Origin of the sequence: Acidovorax sp. Root275, assembly GCF_001428965.1 — a bacterium.
GTDB classification, from domain to species: domain Bacteria; phylum Pseudomonadota; class Gammaproteobacteria; order Burkholderiales; family Burkholderiaceae_C; genus Acidovorax; species Acidovorax radicis.
This window is the reverse complement of the sequence record NZ_LMJH01000008.1, coordinates 555,080-569,035: the sequence shown is the minus strand read 5'-3', so window position 1 is coordinate 569,035 and position 13,956 is coordinate 555,080. Positions and strand designations below refer to the sequence as shown.

Annotated in this window: 12 protein-coding genes; 8 read left to right on the top strand and 4 right to left on the bottom strand. The window is 66.1% G+C overall.

Annotation, left to right across the window (positions count from 1 at the left end; translation table 11 throughout):
• Positions 1–82: 82 nt before the first annotated feature.
• A complete protein-coding gene (locus ASE52_RS12705; RefSeq protein WP_010463374.1) occupies positions 83–1,285 on the bottom strand; it encodes a methyl-accepting chemotaxis protein in 1,203 nt (400 codons plus the stop codon).
• Positions 1,286–1,802: 517 nt separating this feature from the next.
• On the opposite strand from ASE52_RS12705, the gene ASE52_RS12700 reads away from it, so the two are divergent.
• The 7 genes from ASE52_RS12700 (at position 1,803) to ASE52_RS12670 (ending at position 10,478) form a co-directional block, all read left to right on the top strand.
• The gene (locus ASE52_RS12700) at positions 1,803–2,471 is read left to right on the top strand and encodes a site-2 protease family protein (RefSeq protein WP_010463370.1); all 669 of its coding nucleotides are present in this window, start codon (positions 1,803–1,805) and stop codon (positions 2,469–2,471) included.
• Between the two features lie 46 nt (positions 2,472–2,517).
• Positions 2,518–3,825 carry a tryptophan--tRNA ligase gene (locus ASE52_RS12695; RefSeq protein ID WP_057226543.1) on the top strand — a complete coding sequence of 436 codons (1,308 nt, stop codon included), beginning with the start codon at positions 2,518–2,520 and terminating at the stop codon, positions 3,823–3,825.
• A 242-nt stretch (positions 3,826–4,067) separates the two neighbouring features.
• Entirely contained in the window at positions 4,068–4,334 is a 267-nt protein-coding gene (locus ASE52_RS12690; protein ID WP_010463366.1) for a hypothetical protein, read from the top strand.
• 47 nt (positions 4,335–4,381) lie between these two features.
• Complete coding sequence (locus ASE52_RS12685) at positions 4,382–5,407, top strand: formylglycine-generating enzyme family protein (RefSeq protein WP_057226541.1); 1,026 nt, start codon at positions 4,382–4,384, stop codon at positions 5,405–5,407.
• A gap of 95 nt (positions 5,408–5,502) precedes the next feature.
• Positions 5,503–6,201, top strand: coding sequence for a response regulator transcription factor (locus ASE52_RS12680; RefSeq protein ID WP_010463363.1), 699 nt, complete (start codon positions 5,503–5,505; stop codon positions 6,199–6,201).
• Positions 6,202–6,281: 80 nt separating this feature from the next.
• Positions 6,282–8,084, top strand: a complete 1,803-nt coding sequence (locus ASE52_RS12675; protein WP_057226540.1) for a FecR domain-containing protein — start codon at positions 6,282–6,284, stop codon at positions 8,082–8,084.
• 42 nt (positions 8,085–8,126) lie between these two features.
• Positions 8,127–10,478 carry a CHASE2 domain-containing protein gene (locus tag ASE52_RS12670; RefSeq protein WP_057226538.1) on the top strand — a complete coding sequence of 784 codons (2,352 nt, stop codon included), beginning with the start codon at positions 8,127–8,129 and terminating at the stop codon, positions 10,476–10,478.
• 186 nt (positions 10,479–10,664) lie between these two features.
• On the opposite strand, the gene ASE52_RS12665 is transcribed toward ASE52_RS12670, so the two are convergent.
• From ASE52_RS12665 to ASE52_RS12655, 3 genes are all read right to left on the bottom strand, one after another.
• Positions 10,665–10,988 (bottom strand): hypothetical protein, encoded by a 324-nt coding sequence (locus tag ASE52_RS12665; protein ID WP_010463358.1) that lies wholly within the window; start codon positions 10,986–10,988, stop codon positions 10,665–10,667.
• 89 nt (positions 10,989–11,077) lie between these two features.
• Positions 11,078–11,725, bottom strand: a complete 648-nt coding sequence (locus tag ASE52_RS12660) for a GH25 family lysozyme (protein WP_010463356.1) — start codon at positions 11,723–11,725, stop codon at positions 11,078–11,080.
• Positions 11,726–11,729: 4 nt separating this feature from the next.
• Positions 11,730–12,398, bottom strand: coding sequence for a hypothetical protein (locus ASE52_RS12655; RefSeq protein WP_057227220.1), 669 nt, complete (start codon positions 12,396–12,398; stop codon positions 11,730–11,732).
• Positions 12,399–12,946: 548 nt separating this feature from the next.
• On the opposite strand from ASE52_RS12655, the gene ASE52_RS12650 reads away from it, so the two are divergent.
• Complete coding sequence (locus tag ASE52_RS12650) at positions 12,947–13,942, top strand: FHA domain-containing protein (RefSeq protein ID WP_057226536.1); 996 nt, start codon at positions 12,947–12,949, stop codon at positions 13,940–13,942.
• The last annotated feature ends 14 nt before the right edge of the window (positions 13,943–13,956 follow it).

Below are 13,956 nucleotides of genomic sequence, written 5' to 3'. Positions count from 1 at the left end.
GACCAGCGCCACCGTGGAACTGGCTCCACCAGGCCACCGGTGGCGTCCCCCTGAGGGGGAAGCGGCGCAGCCGCTCAGGGGGCTACAACTTGAACGCACCCACGGCCTGCTCCAGGTCGCGCGCCTGGGCCGTGAGCGACGTCGCGGTGGAAACCGCGTTCTGCACCAGCGCAGCCGTCTCCTGGGTGGTGCCATCCATGTGCGACACCGCCACGTTCACGTGGCTGATGGCATCGCTCTGTTCGCGCAGGGCGATGGAGATTTCACCCAGCAGCGCACTGACCTGGCCCACGGCCGTCACGATCTCTTCCATGGTCTTGCCAGCCTTGCCCACCTGGCCAGCGCCGTTTTCCACCTGCTCGACCGACGCGCTGATCAGCGCCTTGATCTCGCGCGCTGCCACGGCGCTGCGCTGGGCCAGGTTGCGCACCTCACTGGCCACCACGGCAAAGCCCCGGCCCTGCTCGCCTGCCCGCGCGGCTTCCACGGCGGCGTTCAGCGCCAGGATGTTGGTCTGGAAGGCGATGCCTTCGATGACTTGAATGATGTCCACGATCTTGCGGGAGCTGCCACTGATGGCTTGCATGGTCTGCACCACCTCGCCCACCACCAAGCCACCGTGCTCGGCGATGGCGGAAGCCTTGACGGCCAGGCCGCTGGCGGAATGCGCACGCTCTGCGTTCTGGCGCACGGTGGCCGTCAGCTGCTCCATGCTGGCGGCAGTTTCGGTGAGTGAAGACACCTGGTCCTCGGCGCGGCGCGAAAGGTCGGTATTGCCATGGTCGATGTCCACGGCCGAGGCGCTGATCGCGTCCGCATCCTGCTTGATGCGAGAGACCAGGTCGGTCAACGTGTCTTCCATCGTGCCCAGCGCCCCCAGCAGCCGGCCGAAATCGCCCTGCAGCTCGGTGCTGAACTCCTGGCTCAGGTCGCCCGAGGCCACGGTCTCCGCAATCAGGATGGCCTGGTTGAGCGGGCTCACGATGCTGCCGCGCAGGCCCATGAACCCCAGCAGCGAGAGCGCGATCACGGCCACACCGCCACCCACGATCCACCAGCGGGCGCTTTGCAGGTGCTCCTGCGCTGCCTGCGAAGCACGCTGCTGGCCTTCGCCCGCCGTTGCAGCGGCACCTGTGCCTGCAGTGGACGACAGGGCACCCCGGTAGACATCCTCCGCCCGCGATATCCGAGAAAGCCCCATGCCCATGAGCACCGCCACGATGAGCGCAATGCCGCCAAACACCAGCAACAGGCGGGTTCCGATTTTGAATTGTTCAAATGGCACGGGATGGGTCTCCAGAAGCGTGACGTGACAAGAAGAGGCGCGGGTGGGGCAACGGGAGCGCAGCCGCAGTGCTGCAATTCGTAACCGTATGCGACATGCTATCAATGATTGGAAATGCGGACTAGCGGTTCGGACCCGGGGGCGAGCGCCATGGCACCCGTGCAAGACGCATCCCCTTCACCCCTTCAATACCCATGAGGTGTCAGCGCATCAACCATACCGCTCTCAGCTATCTTTATGAGAGCATTTCGGATGCCGCATCCCGCGTTCGGTGCAGGCTGTGTTTGCCGTTGTGCTTGCCGGTGTACAGGGCATCATCGGCCTGTTGGAGCAGTTGCTGCGCATCGCATGCACCAGGCGGCCACCGATGGCCTCAGAATCGCTGCGCGTGTGTGCCAAGAAATCCATCGGGATGGCGAAATGTCTTCTGCTTGCCGAGGGGGAGTAGCGACATTCCGTGAAGGCGAGGGCAGCGCCGTGGAAGGCCGCCATGCGCTCCGTCTGAGACAATCGACCGGTGGACATCTCCAATCTCATCCAAACCGTTCTGATCTACGCCCTGCCGGTGTTGTTTGCCATTACCGTGCACGAGGCAGCCCATGGCTACGCCGCGCGCCACTTTGGTGACAACACCGCGTACATGATGGGCCGGATCACCCTCAACCCGATCAAGCACATCGACCCGGTCGGCACCATCCTGATGCCGCTGCTGCTGTACTTTGCGACCTCGGGCGCCTTCCTGTTTGGCTATGCCAAGCCCGTGCCGGTCAACTTCGGCAACCTGCGCAACCCCAAGAAACACATGGTGTGGGTGGCGCTGGCGGGGCCGGCGTCCAATTTCATCCAGGCCATTTTGTGGGCCGTGGTGCTGGTCTCGCTGGTGGGCTTTGGGGTGGACGAGCGCTTTTTCATCGAGATGGCGCGCGCAGGCGTGCTGGTCAACCTCGTGATGTGGGCTTTCAACCTGTTTCCGCTGCCTCCGCTCGACGGCGGGCGCATCCTGGTGGGACTGCTGCCCTGGAAACAGGCGCACATGGTGTCCCGCATCGAGCCCTGGGGCTTCTTCATCGTGATGGGTTTGGTGATCGCCGGGGTGGTGGGCACACTGTGGCTGCGTCCCCTCATGGCCCTGGGCTACGGCGCCATCAATTTGCTGCTCACTCCGCTGACTGCCCTCCTGCGCTGACTCTCCTTCTCTCTCTTTCTCTCATTTCCCTGCAGACACCGTTCCCATGAGCACCACGCGCTTTCTCACCGGCATCACCACCACGGGCACGCCCCACCTGGGCAACTTCGTGGGCTCCATCCGCCCCTCGGTGGCGGCCAGCCTCACACCCGATGTGCAAAGCTTTTACTTCCTGGCCGACTACCACGCGCTGATCAAGTGCGAGGACCCGGCACGCATTCAGCGCTCCACGCTGGAGATCGCGGCGAGCTGGCTGGCCGCAGGGCTGAACCCCGAGAAGGTCACTTTCTACCGCCAGTCCGACATCCCCGAAATCCCCGAGCTGACCTGGCTGCTGACCTGCGTGACCGGCAAGGGCGTGCTCAACCGCGCCCACGCCTACAAGGCCAGCGTGGACAAGAACACCGCGGCCGGGCGCGAGCAGGACGACGGCGTGACGGCCGGCCTGTTCATGTACCCGGTGCTGATGGGCGCAGACATATTGATGTTCAAGGCCCACAAGGTGCCCGTGGGCCGCGACCAGATCCAGCACATCGAGATGGCACGCGACATGGCTGCGAGCTTCAACCACCTGTATGGCGAGCACTTCGTGCTGCCCGAAGCCGCCATCGACGACCACGTGGCCACCCTGCCGGGGCTGGACGGCCGCAAGATGAGCAAGAGCTACGACAACACCATCCCGCTGTTCAGCTCGCGCGATCAGCTCAAGAAGCTGATCGGCGGCATCCTGACCGACTCGCGCGCGCCCGGCGAGCCCAAGGACACCGAGGGATCGGCGCTGTTCCAGATCTACCAGGCGTTTGCCACGCCTGAAGAGACCGAGGCGCTGCGCAAGGCCTATGCCGACGGCATTGCCTGGGGTGATGCGAAGAACACGCTGTTCGAACGTGTGGACCAGGTGATCGCCCCCATGCGCGCGCAGTACGAAGAACTCATCCACAACCCCGCGCGCATCGAGCAGACGCTGCTGGCCGGCGCCGAACGCGCCCGTGCGCTGGCCACGCCGTTCATCCGCGAGCTGCGCGCCGCCGTGGGCCTGCGCAGCCTGGCCCAGACCACTGCGGCAGCCAAGCCCGCCAAGGCCGCGAAAACCGCACTGCCCTCGTTCAAGCAGTACCGCGAAGCCGACGGCAAGTTCTACTTCAAGCTCGTGGATGCCGATGGCCGCCTGCTGCTGCAGAGCACTGGCTTCGATGCCCCCAAGGAAGCGGGCCAGGCGATTGCGCGGCTGCAAAAAGAGCCCGGCGCGCAGCAGGCACTGGCGCCGCACCTGTCCCCGGTGGATGGCGTGGCCGACGCCGACGTGGCGGCCGCGTTGCAGGCACTGGCCGAAGCAGCGGCCGCCGCTGCGTAGACCACCGCCGCGCGCGGCACGAGATCACGGTCCGCGAACGGCGGGATACTCATTTTTTAATAGCATTCAGCGCTTGATAGACAAGCGCCAGACGCCAAAAGAACTCGCAATCTGACGCCCGTGCATCCGTGCGGGGCCCTCCCAGGGTGCGCCAGAACAAAGAGTGTGGCGTCCGCGCACTGCGCCTACGCGGCAAAGCCGGCCATGTGCGTAAACTGGCCGCTCTGTTCTTGGAGATCCCCATGAAACTGCCAGTTGCCATCCTCTCCGTGCTTGCCGTGTTGGCGGGCTGCAACGCCACCGCCCCTCACCACCACCCCTCGGGGCCCATGGCATCGGGCCGCGACCGCACTTTCAGCGTACCCGTCTACGGGAACGACACGTCTCCCGCCTATGCGGCAGCCACACGCGAATGCCAGCCGCTGGCGCTGTTTCCCAAACTACTGCGCAACGATGGCTCGCGCCTGATTTTTGAATGCGTGAGCGAAGCCCCCGACCGCCAACCCTGACCCACGGCGTGGCCTGGTCTCAGCGGCGCCCCCCCGGGGCGCATGGCATGGCCCTGGCGGCGGTGCTTGCCTGCGCCTGTGCCCATGCCGGGCCTGAAAAAAACGCCGCGCCCGCCAGCTGGACCAACAGCCTGGGCATGGTCTTCCAGCAGGTTCCGGCCGGCAGCTTCACGATGGGTGGCGTGGAGCCGCCAGACGTCCTGGCACGCGACTATCCCGCGCTGGAGCCCAGGCGCTTCACCGATCTGGCCGATGAAGGCCCGGCGCACACGGTGCGCATCCGCCAGGCGTTCTACCTGGGCCGGCACGAGGTCACCGTGGGGCAGTTCCAGCGCTTTATCGAGGCCTCGGGCTACCAGCCCGAATCGGAAGCCGATGGCACAGGCGGCTATGGCTACAACGCCCAGTACGACCCCGCCACCACGCGGCGCGGCGATGCTTTTGAGGGCCGAGACCCCCGCTATTCGTGGTGCAACCCGGGTTTTGCACAAGGGCCAGACCATCCGGTGGTCAACATCACCTGGAACGACGCCCAGGCCCTGGCCCGATGGCTGAGCCGTACCGAAGGCCACCACTACCGCCTGCCCACCGAGGCTGAATGGGAATACGCCTGCCGCGCAGGCACCCGCACCCGCTACCCCCATGGCGATGACCCGCAGGGCCTGCTGCAAAGCGCCAACACCTTCGACCAGGAGGCCGCACCCCTGTGGCCCCGCTGGCAGCAGCACGCCTTGGCCGGCAGCGACGGCCATGCGTTCACCGCACCCGTGGGCAGCTATGCACCCAATGCCTTTGGCCTGCACGACATGCTGGGCAATGCCTGGGAATGGGTGTCGGACTGGCACGGGGACACCTACTATGCGCACTCCCCGCGCAGCGACCCGAAGGGCCCTGCAGACGGCACCGTGCGCGTGCGCCGTGGAGGCTCCTGGCACACCTGGTCGTTCTATGCGCGTTGCGGCTACCGCAACTGGAACAGCCCGGAGACACGCTACACCCTGGTTGGCATGCGGCTGGTGCGGGAAATCGCGCCCACGCCCCGCCCCCCGTCCCGGGGCGCCCCCAAGCGTTAACAAATGTCAACCAGCTGCGGGGGCGTCGGAGCGTTCCAGCGCGGTCGACGGTTATCGCAAATAATCCGCGATTGCATTTTCGACAGGGAAACACCATGCGCATAGCCGCTTTGGACGACGATGCGCTCCAGCTGGATCTGATCAAACAGGCCACGGAGGCAATGGGCCACGTCTGCCACACACACCTCAATGGAGCCGACTTGCTGCGCGAGATGCGCCGCGAGACCTTTGACCTGCTGATCGTGGACTGGCACCTGCCAGACACCACAGGGCCCGAAGTGGTGCGCTGGGTGCGCAAGAACGTGGGCACCCAATTGCCCATCCTGTTCGTCACACACCGCCAGGAGGAGCGCGACATTGTCGAAGGCCTGGGCAGTGGCGCGGACGACTTCATGGTCAAGCCGGTGCGCATTGGCGAGCTCAATGCCCGCGTCTCGGCCCTGCTGCGCCGTGCCTACCCGGCCAACGTGGGCGGCGTGGTGGAGTTCGGGCGCTACCGCTTCCTGTCCGAAACCCGGTCCATCGAAATTGACGGCGTGCCCGTGGAGCTGAAGAACCGCGAGTACGATCTCGCCCTGTTTCTGTTTCAGAACATGGGCCGGCTGCTGTCGCGCGACCACCTCAAGGACATTGTCTGGGGCCAGGTGGCGGATGTCATGTCGCGCTCGCTGGACACCCACATCTCGCGCTTGCGCACCCTGCTGGACCTGCGGCCCGCCAACGGTTTCATTGTCTCGGCGGTCTACGGTGTGGGTTACCGTTTTGAAGCTGTCGAGGCCCAGCGAAGGGCCTGACCCCCCACTACCAGCTGCGGCATCCTCAGGGGATTCCGTGGCCAGCCCGCCTGCACTGATCGGCACGAAGGAGATTTCACTTGGCAACCAAAACCGGCCGCCCCCGCTGGGCCCTGCGCGCCAGCGCGGCACTCACCCTGGGTTTTCTCGGTAGCCTGGCGAGCACCTGCGCCCAGGCCCGCCCCGCCGCTGCCACCACGCCACAAGGCGATGAAATTGCCCACACCGTGCAGGAGGGGGACACCCTCGAAGGCCTGGCCAAGGCCTATCTGGCAGCACCCCGGCAATGGCCGCTGCTGCAGGCCCGCAACAAGGTGGCCGACCCCCGGCGCCTGGTGCCGGGCTCGGTGGTGTGGATTCCGGTGCGCCTGCAGCCCGCCGAATCGGCCACGGTGGAGTTCGTGCACGGCACGGTCACCGCACAAACCCGCGCTGGCGACACCCCGGCGCCCGTCGCCCAGGGCGGCAAGCTTGAAGAGGGTACCGCGCTGCAGGTGGGGCCAGACGCCTTCGTCGCCGTCAAGCTGGCCGATGGCACCGTGGTGCGGGTGCAGGCGCAGTCCGAGCTGCTGCTGCGGCAACTGCGTCGCAGGGGGCGCGCGGGCAGCCTGCAATCGGTGCTGGAGATGCGCAGCGGTGCGGTGGAATCCAGCGTTCCACCCAATGCCGAGGCTTTTCGCCGCTTCGAGCTGCGCACCCCCCTCGCCGTGACCAGTGTGCGCGGCACCCGCTTCGGCGTGGCGATGGGAGAATCGGGCCAGACCACCGCGTCGGTGCTCAGTGGTTCGGTGGCCGTTCAGTCCCGCCAGCCGGAAACTACGGGCCAATCCTCCCATTCCTCCGCAGCGGCCGCCGCGATGCTGGCCCCGGGACAAGGGCTGGCCGTGGCGGCCGATGGCAGCGTGGGCGCGCCGCGCCCGCTGCTGGCGGCACCCGACACATCAGGCGTCCCTGCCATGCTCAGCGATGCGGGCATCCTGGCCATTAACGTACCACCGCTGCCGGGCGCTGCGCGCTACCAGGCCCAGGTGGCGCAGGATGCGGACTTCACCCAGGTGCTGCGCCACGGCAGTTTTGCCAATGGCCAGCTGCGCTGGAAAGCCGTGGAAGATGGACGCTACTACCTGTCGGTACGCGCCCTCGATGACGCAGGCATCCCCGGCGTACCCGCCCTGCTGCCTTTTGTGGTCAAGACGCGCCCCGTGGCCCCGCTGTACCAGCAACCCGCGCCCGGCGCGGTGGTGGCCAGCGGCGCGGGCGAACTGCGGTGCACCCAGGTGCCTGGTGTGGCCTGGTACCGCCTGCAGGTGGCCCGCGATGCGCAGTTCACCCAGCCTGTGCTGGACGAACAACGCCTCACCGAATGCCGCCTGCCTCTGAGCACCCTGCCCGTGGGCAACTATTTCTGGCGTGCGGCCAGCCTGCTGCAACTGCCTCATGGCCCAGCGAATCCAGGGAGGCCGGCCGACCCGGGTGGCACGGCAGGCCAGGTCGACCAAGGGCCGTTTGCCCCGCCCCAGCCCTTCACGGTGGCAGACCGCCCCGCCACACTGTCTCCCCAGTCGTTGCAGGCGCAGGATGGCGACGCCACGGTGCGGGTGCACTGGCCCGCGCAGCGCGGCCAGCGGTTCCGCCTGCAACTGGCACCAGCCAACGATCTGGCATTTGACAAGGTGGTGCTCGACACCCAGCTCGACGCCCCTGCATGGGCCGCCGGCAACCTGCCTGCGGGCGACTACCTGGTGCGCATCCAGGTACTGGACCACACAGGCCTGCAAAGCGACTTCTCGCCACCGCGCCAGATCCGGGTCGGCTCGGGCATCAACACGGGTTCGGGACTGCCGGTCTCCACCTCGAGCGGCCAGCCCGTGGGACGCCCTTGAGGCGCGCACACAGCGTTGCCTGGGCACGGAGGTTCTAAGCCCATGATCACCGCCGGACGCACCCGGGGCCAGCAGCGGCGCCTGGAATGGAGCCTGCTGGCCGCCGCCCTGCTGGGGCTGGTGGCCTGGCTCAGCACCGCCGACAGCCTGAGCCGGGTCAACCACCTCGTGCAGGACGCAGGCCTGCGCTTGCTCTCACGCCCCGCGCACCCCGACATCGTCATCGTTGCCATCGACGACCCCAGCATCGCAGCCATTGGCCGCTGGCCCTGGCGCCGCGCGCTGCACGCGGAGCTGATCACGCGCGTGTCGGCGCAGCAGCCCCGCGCCATCGGCATGGACGTGCTGTTCAACGAAGAAGACCTGGACTACCCCGAGGACGACGTGCTGCTGGCCGACGCCATGCGGCGCAGCGGGCGGGTGGTACTGCCGGTGCTGCGGCGCGGCCACGGCCCGGCTGCCCACATGGCCGACCTGCCCTGGCCCGCATTTGCAGACGCCGCAGCCGGCCTGGGCCATGTCCACGTGGTTCCCGACAACGACGGTGTGGTGCGCAGCCTGTACCTGCAGGAAGGACCCGCCGCTGCACCCTGGCAGCACTTCAGCATGGCACTGCAGTGCGTGGCCACGTCCGCACCGCTCACCCCCGCCACGTTGCCGCAGTGCAACGCCGCGCGCTCTGCGGCGGTTGCCGACGGCGCAGCCACACAGCCTCCAGGCAGTGGCCCCTGGGAACGCGCTGACCGCACGCTGATTGCGTATGCCGGTGGTCCCGGCCACTTCACCACCTATTCCTACATCGACGTGCTGCGCGGCCAGGTGCCTGCACAGGCGTTTCGCGGCAAATACGTGCTCGTGGGTGCTGCGGCCTCGGGCCTGGGCGACATGTTTGCCACGCCCATGAGCCAGCAATCGCGACTGATGCCTGGCGTGGAGGTGGTGGCCCAGGTGCTGGACGGCCGCCTGTCGGGTGTGCGGATCCAGCCTGCCGCCACGGTTCTCAACACCCTGTTCAACCTGGCCCCCGTGGTGTGTGCACTGCTGGCCCTGCTGTTGCTGGGGCCCTTCGTGGCCCTGCTCACCAGCGCGGCGCTGGGCGTGGCCACCCTGCTGCTCAGCGTGGCCCTTCCTTCGTGGATAGGCCTGCAGTTCGCGCCCGCTGCAGCGCTGACCGGGCTGGTGCTGGCCTATCCGCTGTGGAGCTGGCGACGCCTGAGCGCAGCCGCGCACTTTCTGCGGCTGGAGATGGAGCGTCTGCAGCGCGACGGCCTGTCGATGCGGCTGCAGCACCGCCCCGGCGATTCCGGCGACTTCCTGGAAAAGCGCATCAATGCCGTGGAACGCGCATCGCGCCAGCTGCGCGACCTGCACCACTTCGTGAGCGAAAGCCTGCAGCAGCTGCCCTCCCCCACCATCGTCTGCGACCCGCAGGGGCACATCCTGCTCACCAACATGGCGGCACGCCGCCACGTGGGCGGAGACCCCCTGGTGCCGCTGCAGGGCCAGTCGGTGGTCGAACTGCTGCATGACCTGGTGCACACCGGCACCGGCCAGCCCCTCATCACCCTGGACAAGCTGCGCGGCCACCACATGCCCGAACAAAGCGAGGGGCGCGATGCCCAAGGCCGCAGCCTGCTGGTGCAGTGCAAGCCCTTCACCGACCTGGCCAAGGCTGGTTGGCTGCTGACCCTGGTAGACCTGACGGACATGCGGCGCGCCCAGCAGCAGCGTGACCAGGCGATGAACTTCATCTCACACGACATCCGGGCGCCCAACGCCTCCATCCTCACGCTGCTGGAGATGCAGCGCGCCTACCCCGGCCGCATGCCGGACGATGAGCTGATGCTGCGCATAGAGCGTTATGCGCGCACGTCCCTGGGCATGGCCGAGAACTTCGTCAAGCTCGCCAGCGCCGAGTCGCAGGAATACCGCATGGCGCCCCTGGACCTGGTGGCCGTGCTGGCCGAAACCGTGGACGACATCTGGGCCCTGGCCCGCGACCGGGGTGTGGAGGTAACCATTGCCACGGCGCCAGAAACCGCCCCCACCGTGGGCGACCGCGCCCTGTTGTGCCGCGCGCTGGCCAACGTGCTGAACAACGCCGTCAAGTTCAGCCCCGAAGAAGGCATCGTGCAGTGCTCCATCGTGCAGCGAGGGGAGCACTGGATCGTGTCGGTGCGCGATGAAGGCCCCGGCATCGCACCGGAACTGCAGGGCCAGCTGTTCGCGCCGTTCCAGCGGCTGCATGACCGCAGCCACCCCGCCATCGGCGGCGTGGGCCTGGGGCTGGCCCTGGTGCACACCGTGATCCACCGGCACGGCGGAACGCTGGAGGTGGACAGCGATGTGGGACGGGGGGCGGAGTTCAGGCTGGTATTGCCGCTGGGCACTTGACTGCCGCAGGCAAGACTATCGCAGGGCTGGCAGATTGCTATAAATTCAATAGCCATCAATCCAACACTAAAAAGCGCTAGCGGCTATTTTTAATTCAGTTTTCATCCGTCCATCGGCCACACACTGCGGGGGCACGAAAGGACCACGGCCCCTCCATGCTCCACGCCGGCCCCCCGGTGCACGGGCCTAGTGTTCGCTCTCGTAGGCCTTGATGACAGCGACCGATGTCTCTCCCAGCTGGAACCATAATCTGTCGCTTTTCCCAACACCGTGCGTGCCGCTGGGGTAGATCTCGATGACATCCTTACTGCCCTTCCACTTCTGCGCGGTCACGCCGTTTTCACTGAGCAAGCGCAGCCACAGCGTCATCGGGTCCTCAGAGAGCTCGGTCGTCAAGCAAAGCGTGGCAATCAATTGCAGGACTTCGATGGCCTTGTCTTCAACCTGCAGATTTCTCTCGATCTCCCTCGTGATCTTTTTGGTGTCGGTGGCGTCGGTATAGCATGTCATGGCGAATCTCCTCAAGGTGTGGTGGTGGGAAAGTGAAACGATGGGAAGCGTTCCGTCCGTCCAGACGGTGGTGGGGGGTGGCCTGGGCACTAGCCCAGAGCGGCGAGCTGCGCCACGGAGCCGGCGAACCAGTTCTGGTCCACGGCACCCGCCACGCCAGCCACCGGGCTGCCGCCATTGACGGAGCCATCGCTGTACTGCCAGAACGTCCAGGACGACAAGGGTGCCCAAGGTGGTGGCACATGGGGGTCGGCGGAATATGCGGCCAGCCACAGCGGGCGGGAGGCCAGCACCTGGCAGCCGGGGAGCGCCTGAAGCGCCTGCCAGAAGCCCGTGTCGGTATAGACCATGGTCTGGCGCCCGAACAGCGCATCGGCCTCGGACAGGAATGCCAGGGTCCATTGCAGGACTGCGGCGGGGCTTTGCCCATCCAGGGTTTCCAGATCCAGCACCGGTGGCAGATCCGCGGGCCCGAGCGTGCCATCGGCGCTGACCGTGTTGTAGAAAAACTGTGCCTGGGCGACGGCATCGCTGCCGGCATGGCCGAAGTGGTAGGCGCCCCGGCGCAATCCTGCGGCCGCGCTGCCCGTCCAGTTGGCGCGGAAAAGCGGGTCCACATAGGCAATGCCTTCGGTGGCCTTGATGAAGCAGAAGGCCACGTCGCTGCCAGCCACACTCGGCCAGTTGACATTGCCCTGGTAGTGGCTGACGTCGATACCACGGGTTTGCGCAGCCATGGCGTCACACCACGTTGTTGAGCATGGTGACCTGTGTCTGCAACAGGCCGTCGATGCGGATCGTCGTGGTCAGCGGCTGGCCTTCATCCCACATCACGCCGCAGTTGTATTGCAGGGTGTTGGGGTTCAGGACGCTGCCATTGACTTTTTGCTGGTAGGTCGTGTCCCCACCGCCCGTTCCCTGGATGCCGATGCCCCAATGGCACCAGCCGTACCAGCTCGGTGACTTCATGACCATGGTGTAGACCGCAGAGCCGGTGTCGGGCAACACCGTGTGCCCATTGAGTTCTGCCGTGAGCTTCATCAGTGCAAAACGGCAGGCGTCCTGCGCCGCCACATTGCCACCCAGTGCATTGGCGAAATTGGCGGTCAGTGTGGTGTGGTACGGCACCGTTTGCGGAAAGATCACGTCGGTGACCGCAAAGAACGCTGCGTTCAGGCCGGTGGGCACACGCTCGGCATTGAACACGAAAGCGCCGTTGTCCGAGGTATAGATGGTGGTGGCTGCGTACGGGTCATCGGCATTCACGTATTCGCCATTCAACGCCCAACCCCAGCACGCGGCGTTCACAAATGGCGCCTGCTGCGAGGTCGGCACCGTGGCGCCGTTGCGAGGATGCAGCCCGCCAGCGGGCGCCAGCAGATTGCGTTGAGTGTCAGACAGGTAAGGCATGGTTTTCTCCGTCAATGGATCGGTGCGAATGGCAAACGCCATCTCGCCGGACAAATTGTGGGAGCCACCTTCTGGCTTGGCGATTACAGGCCATTACAGGCCGCAGGCACCGATGCCCGCCGGTCTGCACGCCGCTCTGCGCACCGTTGCGGCGGCAGGCTTTCAGCGCCATCGTGCCACCGCGGTCAACAAGAAAAGTGCCCAGCCCTGCATGCAGCGCGGTCGAAAGGCAGGTGCGTGGCAGGGCTGCTTGTGATGCCTTGCCAAGGGGCCTCGTGCACTTCGATCCCGTGCAATTGCAAACAGAACGTTAACTACCAGATTTGGTAGTTGCGCGGGGAGGACTGCGCCAACACACTCTTTGGGCTGCATCGGGAATTCTTGGCGAACGCCCGGATAGGAAACCGGCGTCAGCTGCACAGCGGCATCCCGCAAGGCAATCGCAGCAGCGGCATGCCACGGCCTGCGTGGCATCACATTCAGCCATGCGTGGGGCCAAAGGAAACCGCGCCGCAAGGTGTGACGAAGAAGAAATGAGGGACTGACTGATGGCAATCCTGAAAAACCGCGCAACACAGCGCAAGATCCATTTGCGGACACTCCACGTGTTTGGGCGAGGCCGTTCTTCGGACACCTTGCTGGAAAACCCGGACGCCTCGCAGCTGCATGCCTCCATCCGCTGGACGGGCACCGCATGGGAACTGCACGACCACAGCCGCAACGGAACCCTGCTCGATGGCGCGCTGCTGTCCCACAACGGAGCCTTTGCACTCCGCATGGGAAGCACCATCGGTTTCGGGCGTGACGCTGGCTCTGCCTGGGTCGTGGAAGACCTTGCAGCCCCCTCCAATCTGCTCTGGCCCTTGGGCCACGACAGCACCCCCGTGCCGCTGGAGCGGTCCAACCTGCTGCCCCAGGGCGAGCACGCCGAGGTGTCCATCCACTGCGCCGAGCAAGGCCGGTGGATATGCACCACCCCCCAGGGCAGCTGGGTGCTGGAAGACGGCGACGAGATCCGATTTTCCAACCAGACCTGGTGCTTCATCGCGGCGCAGGAGGTCACCTCGACCATGGAGGCCATGGTCGGTTCGGTTCCGTGTATCCGGCCGCGCACGAGCCTGCATTTCAACGTCAGCCTGGATGAAGAGCATGTTCGCCTGCAGGTGCAGGAGGCAGACCGTCAGTTCGACCTGGGCGAGCGCACCCACCACTACGCCCTGCTGACCCTGGCGCGCTTGCGATGGGCCGATGCGCAGCGCCATCGGGACAGCCAGGCCCATGGCTGGGTCGAGCTGGAGCGTCTGGCGAAGATGCTGGGAGTGGAGCCCGGGCACCTCAACATTCAGATATTCCGCATGCGCAAACAACTTGCACTGGCCATGCCCGGCGACTCCCATGTCCCCGAGCTGATCGAGCGGCGCCGGGGCTCCTTGCGCTTTGGCTGCCTGTGCTTTCGCATCACGCGGGGCACGCAGCTGGAAGCCGATTTCGACCCCTTGGCACTGCTCAGCCAGATCCACGCTGAAGAGTCGCTTGTGGCCTGAGCCTGCGCCCCATT